The organism is Streptomyces sp. x-80 (assembly GCF_046549095.1).
GTDB classification, from domain to species: Bacteria; Actinomycetota; Actinomycetes; order Streptomycetales; family Streptomycetaceae; genus Streptomyces; species Streptomyces celluloflavus.
Genome location: NZ_JAJPWM010000007.1, coordinates 81989 through 100672, shown reverse-complemented (window position 1 = coordinate 100672; position 18684 = coordinate 81989). Strand labels below are relative to the sequence as shown.

19 protein-coding genes are annotated in these 18684 nt (G+C 65.3%); all 19 read left to right on the top strand.

Annotated features, from left to right (window positions below):
• The first annotated feature begins 28 nt into the window (after positions 1-28).
• The 19 genes from ACLJWH_RS15695 to ACLJWH_RS15605 all read left to right on the top strand — a co-directional run bounded on the left by ACLJWH_RS15695 (position 29) and on the right by ACLJWH_RS15605 (position 18611).
• Positions 29-1150 carry a hypothetical protein gene (locus ACLJWH_RS15695; RefSeq protein ID WP_411142321.1) on the top strand — a complete coding sequence of 374 codons (1122 nt, stop codon included), beginning with the start codon at positions 29-31 and terminating at the stop codon, positions 1148-1150.
• Between the two features lie 51 nt (positions 1151-1201).
• Positions 1202-1633 (top strand): DUF6093 family protein, encoded by a 432-nt coding sequence (locus ACLJWH_RS15690; protein ID WP_411142320.1) that lies wholly within the window; start codon positions 1202-1204, stop codon positions 1631-1633.
• Positions 1634-1713: 80 nt separating this feature from the next.
• Positions 1714-2112: a hypothetical protein gene (locus tag ACLJWH_RS15685; RefSeq protein WP_411142319.1), complete on the top strand. Its 399-nt coding sequence runs from the start codon at positions 1714-1716 to the stop codon at positions 2110-2112.
• Positions 2113-2686: 574 nt separating this feature from the next.
• Positions 2687-2980, top strand: coding sequence for a hypothetical protein (locus ACLJWH_RS15680; protein WP_411142318.1), 294 nt, complete (start codon positions 2687-2689; stop codon positions 2978-2980).
• A gap of 127 nt (positions 2981-3107) precedes the next feature.
• Positions 3108-3614: a hypothetical protein gene (locus tag ACLJWH_RS15675; RefSeq protein WP_411142317.1), complete on the top strand. Its 507-nt coding sequence runs from the start codon at positions 3108-3110 to the stop codon at positions 3612-3614.
• Complete coding sequence (locus ACLJWH_RS15670; RefSeq protein WP_411142316.1) at positions 3611-4216, top strand: hypothetical protein; 606 nt, start codon at positions 3611-3613, stop codon at positions 4214-4216. The genes ACLJWH_RS15675 and ACLJWH_RS15670 overlap by 4 nt, the downstream gene beginning before the upstream one ends.
• Positions 4217-4242: 26 nt before the next feature.
• Positions 4243-4548, top strand: a complete 306-nt coding sequence (locus ACLJWH_RS15665) for a hypothetical protein (RefSeq protein WP_411142315.1) — start codon at positions 4243-4245, stop codon at positions 4546-4548.
• 3 nt (positions 4549-4551) lie between these two features.
• Positions 4552-8826, top strand: coding sequence for a phage tail tape measure protein (locus ACLJWH_RS15660; RefSeq protein WP_411142314.1), 4275 nt, complete (start codon positions 4552-4554; stop codon positions 8824-8826).
• Entirely contained in the window at positions 8826-9722 is an 897-nt protein-coding gene (locus tag ACLJWH_RS15655) for a hypothetical protein (RefSeq protein WP_411142313.1), read from the top strand. Before ACLJWH_RS15660 ends, ACLJWH_RS15655 begins: the two co-directional genes overlap by 1 nt.
• Before the next feature lie 15 nt (positions 9723-9737).
• A complete protein-coding gene (locus ACLJWH_RS15650) occupies positions 9738-10667 on the top strand; it encodes a hypothetical protein (RefSeq protein ID WP_411142312.1) in 930 nt (309 codons plus the stop codon).
• A gap of 2 nt (positions 10668-10669) precedes the next feature.
• Positions 10670-11755 carry a hypothetical protein gene (locus tag ACLJWH_RS15645; protein WP_411142311.1) on the top strand — a complete coding sequence of 362 codons (1086 nt, stop codon included), beginning with the start codon at positions 10670-10672 and terminating at the stop codon, positions 11753-11755.
• A gap of 2 nt (positions 11756-11757) precedes the next feature.
• The gene (locus tag ACLJWH_RS15640; protein ID WP_411142310.1) at positions 11758-13308 is read left to right on the top strand and encodes a hypothetical protein; all 1551 of its coding nucleotides are present in this window, start codon (positions 11758-11760) and stop codon (positions 13306-13308) included.
• Between the two features lie 162 nt (positions 13309-13470).
• The gene (locus tag ACLJWH_RS15635; RefSeq protein WP_411142309.1) at positions 13471-13830 is read left to right on the top strand and encodes a hypothetical protein; all 360 of its coding nucleotides are present in this window, start codon (positions 13471-13473) and stop codon (positions 13828-13830) included.
• 58 nt (positions 13831-13888) lie between these two features.
• Positions 13889-14734, top strand: coding sequence for a peptidoglycan-binding protein (locus ACLJWH_RS15630; RefSeq protein WP_411142308.1), 846 nt, complete (start codon positions 13889-13891; stop codon positions 14732-14734).
• Between the two features lie 30 nt (positions 14735-14764).
• Complete coding sequence (locus ACLJWH_RS15625) at positions 14765-15019, top strand: hypothetical protein (RefSeq protein ID WP_411142307.1); 255 nt, start codon at positions 14765-14767, stop codon at positions 15017-15019.
• A 167-nt stretch (positions 15020-15186) separates the two neighbouring features.
• Positions 15187-15774, top strand: coding sequence for a hypothetical protein (locus ACLJWH_RS15620; protein WP_411142306.1), 588 nt, complete (start codon positions 15187-15189; stop codon positions 15772-15774).
• A gap of 215 nt (positions 15775-15989) precedes the next feature.
• Entirely contained in the window at positions 15990-16334 is a 345-nt protein-coding gene (locus ACLJWH_RS15615; protein WP_411142305.1) for a hypothetical protein, read from the top strand.
• 23 nt (positions 16335-16357) lie between these two features.
• Positions 16358-17449, top strand: a complete 1092-nt coding sequence (locus ACLJWH_RS15610) for an AAA family ATPase (RefSeq protein ID WP_411142304.1) — start codon at positions 16358-16360, stop codon at positions 17447-17449.
• Between the two features lie 31 nt (positions 17450-17480).
• Positions 17481-18611: a PD-(D/E)XK nuclease family protein gene (locus ACLJWH_RS15605; RefSeq protein ID WP_411142303.1), complete on the top strand. Its 1131-nt coding sequence runs from the start codon at positions 17481-17483 to the stop codon at positions 18609-18611.
• Positions 18612-18684: the final 73 nt, after the last annotated feature.

Sequence of the window (18684 nt, the reverse complement as noted above, 5' to 3'; positions counted from 1 at the left end):
CCCGTCACCGCTGCTCCAGAGGGTATACATGGACCCGCACGGCCCGATAGCAAGGCGCTTTCCGCTCGTCGCCCGATTCCGGCCCGCCTGCCTGCCGCTGCACGCCCGTGTGAGGGCTCTGGTCGAACTGGCCGCGAAGGCGGTGAAACAAGGCGACCAGGGCGTCGCCTCCGCCGTCTTCAACCAGGCCGCGCTTCTCACCTCCGACATCGACCTGCCTGACCTCGCCCGCTCCATGTGCCACCGCCACGCACAGGCGTACCTCCGTGCCTGCCCTCTGCCCGCCATGAGCGCCATCCGTGGGCTGGAGCCACTGGTCAACCTCGCACGCTTGCAGATCCGCGCCGGCCACAACGACGACGGCCGCCAACGACTCCTTGACCTGTACGAAGCCGTCGGCGCGGGCCGGGCCGCCGTCTTCGAGGGCATCACCGTGCCAGCGAACCTCACCCGCTCCGACGAGGACCGGCGGGAGGTCCACGCCTGGCTGTGGCGCGTGGTACTCGCCGACGGCACGCGCAGTCTCACCACCACGGGCCGGTGGCCCGAAGCCCTGGCACACATCGAGCAGCACCGCGGCGTGGGCACACGAATGCTCGACGGCCGCCAAGTCGCCGTAGTCGCAGCTCTCACCGCAGGCGATACCGAACGCGCTGCGGAACTGCTCAGCAGCACGGCGCCTGGCGATCCGTGGGAACAGGCTGTCACCGCGTGCCTGACTGCGCTATGTCGCCGCGATGCCGGTCAGGACCTCGACGCCTGCGCGACCGAACTGGTGAGCACCTACCTCAACCACGATGCCCAACCAGGGCTGACAGTCTTCGACATCCGCCTCGGCCTCACGGTCTTGGACGCGGTCGGTCCCCAACATCCTGGAGCACACCGACTCGTCGCGAATCTGGTCCGACGGACAACGGACACGCTCGATGGATACGCGGCCCGCGAAGTCCTGGCGCACGCTCTTTTCAGCACGCTCGTTACAGACAACCAGGCTCAGGACCGGCGGGACTTGGTCCGGTCCTGTGGACTGAGAAGTGGAGTCCTGCCTGACGGCCTGTCCGCCGACCTCTCCGCCGCGCTCGACTCCAGCGAAGCGGTGATCACTCGCTCTCTGAGCGCCGCGACGACGTCGCACGCGGCGACGAGGTGAGCGAAGCGCGAGGAATTCAGTCTGTCGGCGGATGCGGCTAGTCTCGAATGCATGAGCGTGCCTACTGAAGGGCTGACTCTGCGGGCCGTCAGCGCGATCGTCGAGAAGAAGATCCTCACTGCCAAGATCCGTATCTACCGGGAGGGGGTGCCGGTCTTCACTCCCGAGACAGGGCAGTACGAGCCAGGCCCTCCCGTCACGGTGTACGAAGGTTCCGGCGCTATCTTTCCCGTGGGCGGGGCGTCCGTTGTTCTTCATCTGGCCGGTCAGCCGTATGTGGATGACACCACGTCCCGGTATTGGCTTCTCACCCCACTATCCGCACCCGTCGCGTCGCGCGAAGACATGGTGACGGTTCTGGAGGCAGAAGACGAAGCCGCTATCGGACGGAGCTGGCGCGTCCTCGACATCGGCCAGACCTCCACGTTGAGTGTCCTCCGCAAGACCTGGGTAGATCAGAACACGCAAAGAGTCGATGCGTGAGACTGCCGCCGATCACATTCGCGTTGGGCCCCTCTGTTGCCGCACTCAGGGATGTCTGCGCAGCGGTTTAGAGTCGAAGGATGGACTCAGACGCTCAGCATCTCGAATTGAAGCGCGTCCGGATCGTCACCGAGGGAGCGAGGGCTTTCCTGGAGATCGATGGCGTCGACTACTCGACAGTCGTGGCGGGCTACACCATGCACCATCAAGCGGGGCAAGTTCCAGAGTTGGTGGTCCAATACACAAGTGCGAGCGTGGTTCCCGAATTCGACGGGTATGCGCGGGTCGCCGTCGGTGTGCCCTACGAGCCTGGGCCGGCAGCTGCCCACTTCCTTTCCGCAATGGACCCCGGCCTACTGGAAAAGGCGGCACTGGCCCGGTCCGACATGAGTGGGGGGCCGCACGGCTACACCGCTGCGGTGCTCGCCCAGCTCCAGCAGTGGGCCTGCGGAGAGCTCGAAAGCTCCCCGGAGAACTGATGGCATCGCCCCATAATTCTCACCCGAACGCACATCCATCCTCCGGCGCTTACTCCAACGCCCCTCAAATTGCGGCAAGTTTGAACGCACGCGCCGCATCTGCTTCACCGACCGTTGCAGCGGTTGTGCAGCACTACGTCATGCTTTTGGAGACCGCTATCAAGGCCAATGCCAGCGGTCGACCAGGGCCCAACGCGCCGACGGGCGATTACCGGCGCTCGTGGAGTCACGAGGTGACTACCTCTGGGCTGACCATCACCGGCATAGCGGGTACCAACAAGCCGCAGGCGCGTCGTCTGGAGTACGGATTCGTGGGTGCCGATTCACTCGGTCGTATCTACAATCAGTCCCCGTATCCTCATGTCGGGCCAGCAGTTGAACGGGTCCGGCCGCTGTTTATGGCCGCTATCCGTGGGGCGGTGGGGGACTGATGGCCGTGTCTGGAAGAATCCTCAGCCTGGCTATCCAAGCCATGCTCATATCTTCAACGGGACGGTCGTGCGGATATGGCACCGCACCAACGGCGAATAGCCCCCCGACGGGCGCAGCGCCCCCGTACAGCGTTCTCTACCCGGTGGGCAGCACGACCTCCGGGCCGCCGTTCGGAGACGCCGATGCCGATGCCCGTGTGATGTACCAGGTGACCTCGGTCGCGACGACCGCTGAGCAGGCCGAGTGGATGGCCGACAAGGTCCGATCCGGAATGCTCGCCCGCACACCATCCGGCGTTTTTGCCCACCCGATCTCCCCTGCTGGCTACGCCGTCATGTCCCGCGACCTGGACACTGAGGAAGGCGTAGACGCGGCCGGCGGCGTATACAGTTATGTTCAGCGGTTCGCGGTCGAGGTCACCAGCCTCAACAGCTGACCCACTCCTCACCGCGGAGGCCCCTCGCGGACGCCCGGCCAGTCGGCACGGGCCGACTCCCCCGAACTGTAGGGGACCGGGCCTTCAGCACGCAGGGCCGTCTGCGTCCCCAGATAGTGAGAGTCGCGTGGCTACCACGCAGCAGCGTTTCATGCGCCGGGGCACCACCGTCTTCTACTTCTTGAAGACGATCGCCGCCGCAGACAATGTGCCTACTCGCGCCGAACTGGCCGCGACCAACGCCACGAACCTGTCGACTGCCATCTCAGACGTCGAGGGCTGGTCGCTGGAGAACACGCCCATCGATACCCCGGACATGGCGTCCACGTTCGCTACGACTATCCCCGGCGAGGACAAGGCAGACAACTCCTCATTCACCTTTTATGAGGACATGGTCGCCGACGCCATCGAGACGCTCCTGTCCAAGGGCGTCGTCGGCTTCATCGTGATTCTCCGGAAGGGCGATATAGCCGGATCGAAGTCCATGGACGTGTTTCCCGTCCGTGTCGGGAGCCGTTCCCCGTCGTACAGCACCGCTTCCGAAGCCGCGAAGTTCAAGGTGTCGTTCGGCATCACCGACGAGCCTGTTCTCGATGCCGCGGTGCCGACGGCTGCCACGGGGGCCAGCGAGTGAATACCCCGATCGATCCGCCGGCGTCCGCCCTCGCTCGTGATGCCCACTGGGCCGCAAAGATGGCTCGCCTCAAGGCCCGCCAGCTCCCCGAGCGAAGCCTTCGTCTGTGCGACGACGAACACGCCAAGAAAGCTGTCACCGACACCGCACTGGCTCTGGCCAAGGCACGTACACAGGCTCGTTCCGAGTCGATCGAGCAAGGCGTTCTCGAAGCAGAGAGAGAGGAATGGATTCTCTCCCGGCCCGCGGTTGTCGCCGAGCAGCTGGAGCTGGACGATGCTGAGCGCGCACTAGAGGAAGCCACGGTCGTGCTCACGTTCCGTGCGCTGCCCCGGCCCGCTTGGGAGCAACTGCTCCGTGAACATCCGCCGACGGAAGCCCAGGCCGATCAGGGCATGGAGTACAACGTCGAGACCTATCCTGCTGCGCTCATCGCCGCATGCCACATCGAGCGTGACGAGTCGGGTGGCGAGGTCCCTGGGATGAGGGGGCAGGAAGCGCAGGAACTCCTGGACGCCTGGCCGGACAGCGAGGCCAAAGCCCTCTTCACGTGCGCGCTCCTCGTCAACCAGACACTGAGGGCTGACCTGGGAAAAGGCTGATCTCCGACCCGGGCTTCCGCACTGAGATGGAGATCTGTGCCTTGTACGGCATCCCGCACTCGCAGTTCACCGGCGCAGGCGACGGCCGGTGGTCGGGGCTCGACCGCGCGAAGGCCATCTCCTACCTCGCCTACTCGCGAACCGTGTGTGAGTCGTGTGGGACCAGGCCGGAGGAGTGGGACGAGCAGACGGGCGGCGACCGGTTCGCGTACGTCTCCGAGACGCACCGGTGTATGGGCTGTGAGCTGATCGCCATGGAGCAGGAGCAGGTCCCGGATGGTCCGGAGGGGCGTGGGGTGAAGGTCGGGCTTCGGCCCAGGAAGAAGGCGTAGCCAATGGCTGGGGCCTACACCCTGTACGTCCAAATACAGGCCGGTGTGGCCGGCTTGGTTGGTGGCCTGCGCACGGCTGCTGGCCAAGTCACCGCCTTCGGTGGGCAGGTCCGGCATCTCGATGGTGATCTGAACCAGCTCGCTGCCCGCTCGGAGCGCACTCGGCGTGCGATGACCACCGGGTTCACGCTTATGGGTGCGGCGCTTGGCGGCGCATTCATTGCGGGCGTGCGCAACGCCATCGAGCTGGAAAAGCAGATGGCGAACATCATGACGATCTCCAAGGAGATCAACAGCACGAACATCGACAGGTTCACCGACCAGATCATCGAGCTGAGCACCCAACTGCCACAGTCGGCCAGTCAGCTCGCTGAGGGCCTGTACCAGGTCGTCTCGACCGGCTTCGACGGCGCTGACGCGATGACGATTCTGAAGGTGGCCGCCCGCGGCGCCGCCGCTGGCCTGACGACCACCGAGACGTCGGCTCGTGCTCTGCTCGGCGTGCTGAAGGCGTACGGCATGGATGCCTCGCAGGCCAACGACGTCATGGACGTCATGTTCCAGACCGTCAACTACGGTGTGGTGTCATTCGAGGAGCTGGCGCAACAGCTCGGCGACGTCGTGCCGATGGCGGCTGCGGCCGGCGTTAAGTTCGAGGACATCAGCTCCGCCATCGCAGCAGTCACCCTGTCGGGCATCCCGGCGGCGGAGAGCGTCACCGCCCTCAACATGCTGCTGACTCGCATGATGAAGCCCACCCAAGAGCTTTCAGACATGATCAAGGGCTTCGGGTACGAGTCGGCCGCCGCAGCCCTCCAGCAGGACGGCCTATACGTCGTCATGCAGAAAGTCCGCAACGCCACCGGCGGCAGCGCGGACCAGTTGGTTCCCCTCCTGCGGGACATCCGCGCGGTCCGTGCTGCCTTGGCGCTATCCGCAGCGGATGGACAGAACTACGCCGCCTCCTACCAGGGCATCAGCCTGGAGGTTGAGCGGGCTGGGGCGACGCAGAAGGCGTACGCGATCCAGCTCGACACAACCGCGGGCCAGTGGAGTCTGTTTCAGAACCAGGCACAGGCACTCGGCATCGACATGGCGCGTGTGCTGCTGCCCGCCTTGCAAACCCTCGGGGAGTACCTGAACGTCCTGGCCGGGGCGATCAATGACCTCCCCGGTCCGGTGAAGTCGTTGATGGGCATCATGATCGCGCTGTCGGCCGCCGCGCTGCTGGGGAAAGCCGCGTTCCTGCGGTTCGGCGCGCAGCTTACGGCGTTCCGCACAGAGCTCGCGGCAGCACGAGCAGGCGGCGCGATGCTGCCCGCCCTCCTCAGCGGCGCCGGGATCGCAGTGGCAGGACTCACCGCCCTGCTGGCCATCGGCGTCGGTGTGTACGCCGCCTACTCGGCCAGCAAGCAGAAGGCCAGGGCGGCGACCGATGAACTGGTCGACGCCCTGCGCAAGGAGCGGGACGAGGGCGAGCAGGGAGCGGGCCTGCGCACCCTCACCGAACAGCTCACCAACAGCGATGACGTGAAGAAGCTCAAGGACGCCGGCGTGGACGTGGCGACCGCCATCGACGCGATCACTTCCGGTGGACAGAAGCTCCAGCGACTCAAGGACGAGCTGGCGACCAAGAAGGCCGCCTCCTGGGAAATCCTCCCCGGGGGCAGCTACACCTACGACATCTCCTTCGACCGAGCCAAGAGTGTGCTGAACAAGCAGCACACGATCTGGTCCGACGCGGTCAAGAAGGAGAACGAGCTTGCCGCGAACATGGCCATCGTCAACAACAAGATCAAAAACAACCGAAAGGAGGCGCTCGGCGCCTGGGACCTGACCCAGTCTCTGCCGACGGACAAAAACGGGGCCCCGCAGTTCACCGACCAGATGGAAGCGATGGGCAAGTCCCTCGCGTCGATCGTCGATCCGGCAAAGGCATGGAAGGCGGCCCAGGACAAGGTCGCCGAAGCGAACCGCAAGGCAGGGCGCTCCGCCGACGCTTCCAAAGCATCGCTCGCTGACTACGTCGAGGAGTTGCGCAAGCAGCTGAAGGCCCAACGGGACTTCCAGAAGAACCTTGGGCTGCTGGCCGCCGAAGGACGACTGAACCTTGCCGATCACTTCTCCAAGCTCGGCCCTGACTCGGCTCCCATCCTGGGCGAGTTGGTGAGACAGCTCCAGAAGGGCAAAGGCAAGGTCGCCGACGAACTCGAATCGATCATCGAGGAGTCCTCTGCCCGGACCACCCCGGCCTTCCGAGCCGGCCTGGAACAGCTACCAGCCATCTCGGCGAAGTACGGAAAAAAGGTAGCCGAAGCGTGGGCCGACGCCGCAGCGACGAACGACCCGGGCAAGCTCGCTCGCGTCATGCGTGACATGACCGTCGCGGACATGTCGAACGCGGCGAAGAAGCTGCCCAAGGCCGCCTCCGCTCAGCTTGAGCAAGGCATGAAGCTGCTCGCGGATGTCTCCGCCAAGTACGGCAAGGAGGCATCCACCTCGCTCGCGCAGTCCTTCCTCAAGGGCGACGTCGAGCAAATCCGCTCGCAGCTCAGCTACATGTACGGCACAGACATGCCGATCAAGGCCCCGGACCTGACCGGAGTTGTGAACGCCTTCAAGCAGGCAGGCGTCCAGTCGAACTCCGAGTGGTCCGGGATGCTCAGCCTCATCGTCGCTGTGGCCCAGTCCAAGGGAACGGAAGCGGCCACCGCCCTCACCAGCGCACTGCTGTCCGGCGACATGGCCGCCGTGCAGAGCCAGCTCGACGGTATCGGCGCTTCCGTGGGGCGCATCCCCGGAACCAAGACAATCACCGTTACCGTCAACAAGCCTGCCGTGGTGACCATCCCGTTTGTCGCCAAGATCCAGGCCACTTCGTGGGACAAGGACGGCAACGGCGTCCCGGACTTGATCCAGGCCCCCAAGAGACAGGCCAACGGCGGACTGCTTGAGTTCTACGCCCAAGGCGGTGTCCGCCGCGAAGACCACACGGCACAGATCGCACCCGCGGGAGCGTGGCGTGTATGGGCCGAGCCGGAAACGCAGGGGGAGGCATACATACCCCTGGCGGGAGCCAAGCGGGCCAGATCCAAGCGCGTCTTGGAAGAGGTCGCCCACCGCTTCGGCGGCGAGGTTACTTACCATGCTGAGGGCGGCCTATCTGGGTTCACGTACCGGCCGCAGACTCTCTACTCCCTGTCGGGAATCGCCAGCGACTCGCAAGACGCGAAGGGCAACTTCAGCCTCGATCTATTCGCCAAGAAGCTCCACCAATCCGTGTCGACGGCCAAGCGTTGGCGCGCCGACCTGGACACCGTGGCCCGGCGAGCCGGACAGGACGTGGCAGACGCTTTGGGAGATATGGGTGAGGAGGGGGTTGCCCTCACTCGCAAGATGGCCACCGGCAGCTCGAAGTACCTGCGGTCTATGGCGAAGGACCTGCGTGACCTGGCTGCTGCATCGAAGGCGAGCCTCGGCGAGTACACCGGGCAGCTCCGCCAGGCGGTGAAGGACCAAACCGGCTTCGAAGGGAACCTGGCGAAACTCGCAGCCAACGGCTTCGGTGATTTGGCGAAGCGTCTGGCCCAGCGGGGTGACCAGGACGCGGCCGACCTCGCCGCCCAGGCGGTGAAGGACAAGAAGAAGGCGCAGGCGGCGAACGACGCGGCCCGCAGTGCCGGCAAGACCATTCCCAGTGATGACCTGCCGGACCTCGTCGCGGTCATCAGCGCGGTTAAGAACACCACGACCGGCCTGCACGCGGTGGCCGACGCCACCGGACTCGATGAGGACCACATTATCGAGATCGCCAACTTGGGCCTTTCTCGTCTCAAGAGCGCGCTGGGCTCGAAGGGCGCCAAGTTCTTCTCCGACCTGAGCCGTGCCAACAAGGGCTTGTCATACGCCGACGGCGGCATCCTCACGCCCGGCCTCTATGCCACCTCCGGCGGCCTGATCAAGTTCGCCGAGCCGGAAACGCAGGGCGAGGCGTTCATCCCGCTCGGTGCTGCCAAGCGCAGCAGCGCCCTCTCCGTCCTGAACGAGGTCGCCACACGGTTCGGGACGCGTTTGACCAGTGGAGCCGCAGCACCCGCATTGCGGCTTGTCGACGCCCGGCCGCCGACCGCCATCAGGGTCACCGTCGTCCAGCAGCAGCCGAAAGCCCTGGTGGAGAACATGCCGATCACTGTTCAAGGTCGTGACGCCTCGCCGCAGGAGCTGACCGGAGAGATTATGCGGCGGCTGCGGAACGCTCAGCGCGGGGGGCGTATCTGATGCTGCCCCTTGGCGAATGGCAGATTGACTTCGCCGGAGTTCTGATCGGCCACAAGACCGCCGTGCCCATATCGGATGTGGAAGGGCTCGGCCCAGCCGAGCTGCGCACACAGGACGTGGTGAACCCAGCCGACGACGGCGCTTTCCCCGGGGTCGACCTGTACGCGCCGCGCACCGTGCGGATCGAAGCCGGCATCCGGACCCCGGGCGACCCGGCTGCCGCCCTGGACAAACTTGCCGAGATCGAAGCGGTCGCTGGGGACGCATCAGTCCGTCGCACGGCGGGTGCGCTCGCACAGCTGAAGCTGCGTTGGCCCGGACGCAGGACCAAGGTCCTCTTTGGACGTATTCGGCGTGGCGAGGCGGTCTCCACAGCTCAGGTCATCCATGGATGGATACCGCTCGACCTGGAATTCACCGCGCTCGATCCGCGCCTGCACGATGACGAGGTCTCCGGCGTCACCCTGCCCTTGGACATCTCCCACAGCAGCGGGGGCTTCAAGGCGCCGCTCGTGGCCCCTATCACCACTGGCATTGCGACTCCGGAGACCAGGCCGGGATGGGTGATCAACGAGGGCAGCACAGGAGCGTGGCCGTCGGTTCGCATCACCGGTCCCGTCGCCACTCCGCGCATCTTGCATGTCGAGTCCGGGCACGTCCTCGACCTTGACATCGTCCTTGGCGTCGGCGAGCGCATCGACATAGAGACTCGCCCCGGCACGCGCTGGGTGCTGCGCAACGGCAGCGGGAACGCCGCCACGGCCCTCTCCGGAGCTTCCCGTCTGGACCTCTTCCAGATCCCGCCGGGCCGCAGCGAGATCCGTTGGACGGCCGCCGACTACACAAACACCACTCGCCTGACCGTCTCGTGGCGGTCGGCGTGGACCGCTCTGTAAGAAGGAGGACCTGCTGTGACGCTCGTCCAGCCGCCCATGCTCACCCACGGCGGCACCCACCCCGCCCGCGCATTCCGCATGATGGTCAGAGACCTGGCCCGAGGTTCGCAGGGTGTGACCGAAGCCAACGACCTAAAGGTGCGGCAGCTCTCCACGCCCGGTTCCGGCGTACGAGTCGGAGACGGGTCATCCGTCATACGTGGCGCTTCGTGGGGCCAGGGTTCTTACACGCAGTACAACGTCGGCGACGCCATCGTGCCCGTCGCGCCGACCGGGGCCTCAGGTCGTTCGGACCTGCTGATGCAGCGCGTCGAAGACCCGGAGTACGAGGGCAACCGCGACCCGGCCAAAGACGACATCGGCTACTTCCAGGTGCTCCCCAACGTGTCGGCAACCACCACGGCGGTGCCGGCCGGCATGACCGCCATCCCACTGGCCCGACTCGACATCCCGCCGAACACCGCGACCATCACCGACGCGATGATCAAGGACGTGCGGAGCATCGCCAACCCGCGGCGGGACCGTCGCCTCTATACCGCGTTCCCAAGCAGCTCATCGAGCCTCACGTATCAAGACAACAAGTGGCACAACTGGCCCGGCGCCGCGCGCTGGACCATTGCCGTGCCGGAGTGGGCCGTCAACCTCAAGGCGGTCACGACGTTCGCCGGACTGCGCATGGACAGCGCGAACGTATTCGCGTCGATGCAGCAGGTCATCGGCACCATCCAGGGACAGGACACCGTCATCGACGACGACCAGGGCAAGGGCGTCCGCCGCTCGACCATCGTCCTCGCCGACAACATCGGCGTCACTGCCGCCATGCGAGGCACCAACCAGGTCCTGTACGTGCAGACCTACATGTCCAAGATCGAGACCGGCAACCTGTCTGTGGACGGTGCCACTTCGATTGTCTGCGACGTGGAATTCAACGAGGGCGTCATCTGACAATGTCGTACCGCTACCTGACCACGCAGGCTCTCACCGGTGACGTCCGCGCCTGGTATCTGCCGCTCACCGAGGTGGAGTTCGGCCCGGAGCTGTGCGGACCGGGGAGTTTGACCGCGGTCGTCGAGCCACGTTTGGCCAACCTTGCCCTCGAACAAGTCGATGCCGGCACCACCCTCATCTACGTGGAGCGCGACAGCACCCTGCTGTGGGGCGGCATCATCTGGCGGGCGGAGCCCGAAGGACAGAAGCTCCGCCTGGAGGCGAGCGGCTTCGGGTCCTACATGTCCAGGCGGAGCGACCTGCACGGCAACCTGGATGGCCGCGGGCCATGGGTCAATGCCGACCCGTGCGAAGTGATACGTGCTGCGTGGGCGTACTGCCAGTCGCAGCCGGATGGCAACGTCCGTGTCACGGTGGACGGGACCAGAAGCAACGCGAAGGTGGGGACGTCCGCCGAGCCGTACACCACCGCGTGGTGGGAGGCTCCCACCCTGGGGTCCGTCATCGATGACATGGTGGCCGTCGAGGGCGGCCCGGAGTGGTCTGAGACGGTCAGCTGGGCCGGCGGCGTTCCTGTCCAACACATACGGCTGGGCTGGCCGCGGCTGGGCAGCAGGCGACAGGACATCTCCTTCACTTCCGGCATCAACATCGCGGCGACAGCCCCTGTCGAGTACGACGCCGACAACTATGCCCAGGTAGTCATCGGGCTGGGAGCGGGGGAGGGGCGCTCACGCCGACGGGCCGTTGACGCGGCGCGCAACGGCCGCCTGCGACTTGAGCACATCCTTGAGGTGCCCTCCGAGAAAGCGGAAGACCGGCTCGCGTCGAGGGTGCGGACCGAGCGCATCAGCCGGTCGGTGATGGGCGAGGTGACGGAGGTTGTTCTACGCGACCACCCCGCTGCCCCCATCGGCTCGTTCCAGGTGGGTGATGACGTGAGGGTACGCATCGATGACGAGTGGTCGGTTTACGACGGCTGGTGCCGCATCACCGGCTGGACTATTAAGCCTCCGTCCGTGGATGAGCAGGAGCAGGTCACTGTGCAGTTGGCGCGGGCAGATCGCTACACCTATGGAGCCTGAATATGACCGATCAGATTGCCCGCCTCGCCGCCCGCATAGCGACAGTGGAGCGACGCCTCGACAGCGCGAGCCGTACCGCCAAACTCGCCTACTCCTCAATTGAGGGGGGAGCAATCGAAGTCTTCGACGAGGACGGATCGCTGCGCGCTGTCATCGGTCAGCAACCTGATGGCACCACGGGGCTCAGCGTCGTCAACAGCGAACCGCCCCTCGCGCCGTCCGCCCCGACTGTTGAACCGATCCTCGGCGGCCTATCGGTTGGCTGGGACGGAACGTGGGCTGCTGACCCCGCTCTTGCGGTCAGGGACCTCGGACGCATTCAGGTCCACATTTTGCCGTCCGCCGAGACAGAGCCGGATGTCCGCAACCCGACCTGCACTATCGAGAGCCAGAGCGGAGGGACAGTTGCCGTGCCCTGCTTCAGCTACGACCCGGTTTGGATCAAGCTCATGGCGGTCAACACCGCCGGCATGCCAGGCCCACCGTCGGATGCAGTCCAGGGAATCGCACGAAAACTTGTCGACTCTGACGTCCTCTCAGGAACCTTGACGGCAAAAGAGATCAAAGCGGGATCACTGACTGCCGACGCCTTCGATGTGAACTCGGTGCGCGCCGGGATACTCACCGCTGGCTCCATCAAATCCGCGATGATCGACGTGGATGCGCTTAAAGGTAAAGTGATCACCGGCAGTGTCGTTCAGACTTCCGAGTCGGGGCAGCGGATTGCACTGGATCCACAGAATTCGGCTCTGACCTTCTACTCAGGCGTCCCGGAAGAGAAGGGGCCTGGAGTAATGGTGGCAGAAATTACGGATCACGGAAGCTGGCTCCAGCCAGCCCTGTTCTTGCGTGCCCCCAGCATTGGAGGGGACAGGCCGGAGGTCGCCCTTACCTCTGCGCAGGAGGGGAAGGGTAACGCACAGATTTCATTGCAGCCGACGGGCAACCTTGATGCACACTGCTACATGCGCCTCTTGGGCGGTACAGACGCCTCCGACACCGCCAAGGTGGAGATGTACGCCTCGCGCGGAGCCGGGGCGGGGGGCGGGTTCACCTATCTTGAGATGACCGGCGGTCAAATTCAGATGAAAGCCGCTGGCTCGGGAATCTCAGCCGTCACTGTCGAAACAAGTGCGATCACTTTGACCGGAGCGGTCAAGGTTCAAGGGAAGCTGCTTTCGGGGACCGGCAGTGACTTGCTCAGCGGAGATGAATACTGGCAGACGCTCGCCCTTAAGTCGGGCTTTTCGCACAGTGGCGGAAATGCTCGATGGCGCGTGATCAGCATACTGGGGATGCGCTTCCTCCAGATGGCCGGAGTAGTGCAGGTGGATACCTCGGGTGGTCTTCTTGTCGACACTGTATTTGCGTCGATTGCAGCCGAGAAGCCCAAGGATGTGGTTCCGTTCGCCGTGGCCCGCAACAACAATGCCGGCGGAGTGTCTTCAACCCGCGTGGATTTCAACACCGCTGGGAATTTCACTGTCTACACATCGGCTACGTACAAAGTCAGTTGGTTTTCTTTGGCTGGAGTCCTTGTCCCCCTCGACTGACAGGTCACAGACCACCAGTCGTCCGTAAGGGAGGCGGATGCAGGCAGGCGGTGGTGCCGTACCGCGCAACCACTGGTATCAGCCAATGACGACCCCTGAGATTCTGCGGAGTCGTAAAATCAAACTGTGGCGCGGGGCCATCGACTGCCGAGGGAGCACGAGGTGAGCATCCCGCCGCCGGGCGCGGAACCTACGCTGTGGGAGCTGCATCGTGCCGTCGTTCGGCTGCGCGAAGATCAGCGTGACGATCTTGCGCAGCTTCGCGAAGACTTGCGCAGCGACATCGCCGCTCTGGCGAGCCGCTTGAACCAGGTGGTCACCGTGGAGGTGTACCGAGCAGATCAGCGCAACCTCTCCCAGCGCATCGATACGCTCGAACGCGAGCTGGAAGCGGTAAAGGCCGAGCGCGATCAAGACCGTGAACAGACGAGCACCAACCGTCGACTGATCCTCTCCGCGTTCATCGCACCCGTATTGCTGACGGTGCTGCAACTCGTGCTCGCTGCCCGCGGCAGCCCATAGATCCAGCTCTACTCACTGAAGATCACTCATGGCGCGGGGGAGAAGCAGGACGCGCCTCATGTCCGATCTCTGGCTGCCCGGAGCCGAGCGACACCCGCTCGGCGACACGGCACCGACCGACACCCACTACGCCCCGCGCGTGATCTGGCACATCACATGGGACAAGAACGGCACGGCGGCCAAGCCCGCCGACCTCGTCCCGTTCGACCAGCTTGTGCGGTACTTCACCGGCGGCGGCAGTGGGGCCGCCCCGCATCTGCTGTGGGACCCGTTCACTGGGAGGACCGCCCAGTTCTACCCGGCCAACAGCCGGTCGAAGTCGCTCGTCGACGCCCCCGGCGGCACCCGGACCAACCGCACGGGGCGGGTCTGCCTTCAGGTCGAGACACTGTTCTTCCCCTACTGCCGGGTGAACGGGAAGTCCTACGCGACCGTTCGCGATACGCCGGCCAGGGGTCTGGGCAAGCTCCTGGACTGGGCCCGGAGCTGGGGAGTCCCCGACACCTGGCCGATGGGCACGCCGACCTGGAACGCGAACCGTAGCGAGCGCACCTGGGAGACCCAAGGCGGGCACTACGGCCATAGCCAGGTGCCTGAAAATCAGCACACTGACCCTGGCCCGATGCCGAAGTGGGCCACTACGGGCCCCGCACCCAAGCCGGGACCGCCGCCGTTCCCCGGCCGTAGCGCCTTCGGGCCCGGCAAGTCGAACGCGTCGATCCTCCTCCTGGGCCAGCAGCTCGTCCGGCGCGGCTTCGGCAAGCACTACCGCGTGGGCCCGTCCCGCGACTGGGGCGAGGCCGACCGCCTGAATATCCGGGACTTCCAGCTCGCTCAGAAGTGGAGCGGTTCCGACGCCGACGGCTACCCCGGCCCCGAGACCTGGCGCCGGTTGTTCATCTGATCCGAGAGCCCAAGCAAGGAGTGCACTTTTATGAACCTCTACGCCTCGCTGCTGCGTACCGGTGTCCCGGCCGCGGTCGGCTGGCTCGTCGCGGTGGCTGTCCGTCACGGCCTCGATCTGGATCCGACGGCCGTAACCGGTGTCCTCACCCCAATCGCGACCTTCGTCTACTACGGCGTCTTCCGTTTTGCGGAGGAGCACTTGTCGCCGAGCTTTGGCTGGTTGCTCGGCTACGCTCGGCCGCCGAAGTACGAGGGATCCCAGCTCCCGCTGCCGAGGACCTGAGCAAGTCGGAGTGATGCCGAGCACGCAAGGAAGAAGGCCCCCATCTCGCGATGGGGGCCTTCGACCTCTTGGAAGCACCCACAGTACCTGCTCTTCGGGGGATCCGGATCCACTTCCATGCTGGTTACAATCTATATGCATACGTACCGTGTTCTGGAGGCACCGGAGTGGCAGGGGATCAAAGGCCGGCGGCAAGGAAGCCGTACCTGGCCGGCGGGGCCGAGTTCGCCGCGTTGTACGGCGTGAAGCGGATCCAAGTCAGTCAGTGGATCAGTCGTGACCATACGCTCGATTACCGATACGCCAAGATCATTAGTGGGTCGCCTTACTGGCTCTTGCAGTTCGCGAAGGGCTTCGGGGAGACCACTCCGCGGCGCAGGAACCTTAATGAGGTCGAGTTGGCGCGAGTGATCAAGGAGCAGGACCCGGGGTACTGGGTCGCGGAAGTGACCCAGCTTCCGCCGCTGGTGGGTCTGGCCGAGGTGGAGGCACTGTTCCAGTTGCCCTCCAACGCGCTGTTGAGGAACGCCATCAGCACGGGCCGGTTCCGACCCGCCGACTACACCTTGTCCGGATCGCCGATCTGGCTTCTTGGGCCAGTGGTGGAGGAGGCGCCCGCGCTACAGGCGGTGGCGCGCGGGGTCGAGTGGGCGATCGATGAGAAGGTCCTGGACGCGCTGTCCGACGGTAGCTATGACGGGCCTGGGGCAAGGATCGTGGCGCGCGGCAAGGCCGCAGGTCGGTCTTCCAAGTAGCCATAGATCGGGGCGACTTGTTCTTGAATCCACCCCTGATTGCATATAGAATAGAAGTGCACTCAAGGGGGTGCGCTTCTTATTCGTTGGGGGTGTGATGCGATATCCCAGAGGGCCGCCGGGTGGCCGTCGACGGTGCTGTCGATCGACAATCGGCTTCGCCAAAGATAGATTCCAACACTCCAGGGTGTGTGTTCTATCTCTAAGGGGGAGCCTTGCTGATCGACCAACCGCCGTTGTTCGGCACTATCCAGCCCGTTCGCCACCCCGCCGACGTTGGCAACCTGACCATCCAGCAGCGGTTCGAGGCATTCCACGCACTCAACCCCTGGGTTCTCAGGGCGCTGGCCCGAATGACCGCTGACTGCGCGGGAAAGGGGTTCGGCCGCATCGGCATCGGGATGCTCTTCGAGCTCCTGCGCTACCAGTACGGCGCGGCGACCCGAGGCGACGAGTTCGCGCTGAACAACGACTACCGCTCCCGGTACGTCCGGCTCCTGCTGGTCGAACACCCGGAGTGGTCCCCGCTCTTCGAAGTCCGTGCCCTGCGCGCGGACTGACCACGACCTCTTGGAGCCAGATCGTGAACGCGCCAGCGGGCGCCGCAAAGCCGCCCGCCATCAAACTCAAGACCCGCAAGCCGACAGGCATCGTCCCGTGGCCCCTCCTCCTCATCGAGGGCGAGGAAGGCGCCGGCAAGACCTACTCGGCGGCACAATTCTCCAGCAGCGACTGCATCGGTCAGATGTACTGGATCGACCTCGACGAGGGATCGGCCGACGAATACGCCGCCATCGCGGGCGCCAACTACCTGATCGTCGAGCACGACGGAACCTACCGAGACATCCTCGAACAGGTCGAAGCCGTGCACGCAGAAGCCCGGCGCGCGGCGGCAGCCGGGGAACCGCCCGTCGTCCTGACCATCGACTCGGGGTCGGCCCTGTGGCGGATGCTCACAAACTGGACGTACGAGCGGGGCCGCAGGACGAGGAAGAACCGGGCACTGCTCCAAGAGGACCCGGACGCCGCCTACGACATCGGCCGGAATCTGTGGAACGACGCGCTGGAGCGGTGGAACAGAATCATCTACCTGCTGCGCACCTTGCCCGGCATCTCTATCGTCCTGGCCCGCGGCAAGCAGGTCAGCGCAACGGACGACAACGGTCAGCCAATCCAGAACAAGAGCGAGTGGAAGGTGGCGGCCCAGAAGGACTTGGGCTTCGACTCGACCTGCTGGGTGCGAATGAAGCGCAACGCTGACCCGCAGATCATCAAGGTCCGGTCGCTGCGGATGCGTGTGGAGCAGAAGAATCCGCTGCGCCTGCGGGACTTCAGCATCGAGGACCTGGTCTTCAACAAGCTCGGCTGCTCTGTCGAATCCCAGCCGCGCATCATGCCCGCGCTCTCCGGTGACCTCGTACAGCCGTGGCTGACCCGTATCGGTGAACTCAAGGACAAGGACACTCTCGGCGCGCTGTGGCGCTCCGTGCCGGACCCGGCCAACCGCCTTAGCCGCGAGGAAGTCGCCACTGTCCGGGCCGCCGCGGAGCAGAGGGCGGCCGAACTGGACAACCCACGCTCGGAGATGGGCGAGGGCCCACTGACCGATGCCGACAAGCTCCGAGCCGCCGCCAAGCGGAAGGCCACGGAGCAGGACGCGGACGCCGAGCAGTGACCGGCCCGTACTCACCTCTTGGAGAACTCCCATGCCCGTAGCCACCATCGTTGACGGTGTCGCGCCTTCTATCTGGGACGCCGCCCACGACGTCGACGCCCGACGCCCTCGCTCCCTTCAGGCCCAGCTCGGAGCATCCGACACCGTGTGCGGCCGACGAGCCGCCTACATCCTGTATGGCGTCACCCCGACCGATCACGCCGACAAGCGCGCCGCGATTCTCGGCACGTTCATCCACTACGGGCTCCTGGAGTCGGCACGCACGGAGTACGGATGGCTGGTGGAACGCAGCGTCCAGGACGACCTGATCCGAGGGCACGTCGATGTCGTCCAGCTCGACGCGGTGACAGCCGCTCGCTTGCCGGCCCGGCACAGACCGGCGATACCCGCCGACACCCTCACTGTGGAGGACGTGAAGACGAAGTCCACATACATGTGGGACCGGGTCCTCCGCTACGGGGCCACGGCCGCCGAGCTGCGACAGGTCCACCTGTACGCCGGAGCACTGTCCGAGGTCGGCTTCGAGGACGTGCCCGGTCAGCGGTATCTCGCTCGTCTCGGCCCGCTGGAGGTGCAGCGGATCCGCTTTCGGTTCATCAACCGCGACAGCGGCGCGGAGCACATCCAAGAGATCGGCTTCGACCCCCGGCGGGCTGCCGAGGCCCAGTGGTGGGTAGAGCGCGTGCGCGAGGCCAGTGACCCCGAAGAAATGCCGCGCGACTTCAACGGGCCGGGCCTGGACGTCATCTGCGACTACTGCCCATTCCGCTCCCTGTGCTGGCCGGGGACGGCCCCTGGCGTACCGGAGCAGACGGCGCTCATTCACAACGACGCGGACCGCGAGCAGGCGCTTATCGACTACGTGAAGGGACACGAACTCGCCAGCGAGGGTGACCGGGTCAAGAAGTTCGCACGCAAGAAGCTGGACCAGTCCCCGGCCGGGGTCTACGGGCCCAACAGGCTCTCCTGGCGTGGGGGGAAGGACGAGGAGAAGGACGACGTGGAGGCGATGGTCGACCTCCACGAGGTCGCCGGCATTCCGGTGCCGATGAAGCCGGACGCCGATCGCATGGTCAAGAACCTCAAGGCGGCCGGGTTGTCCGTCCCGCGGCGGAAGACCGGCAAGAAGACGGCCCCGGTCATCAACGTCGGGCCGGCCTGACCCGGAACCCATGATTCCTCAGCCCCGCCCGCGGACGACGGGCGGGGCGACCCGTCCTGCCGCCGTGCTCGTA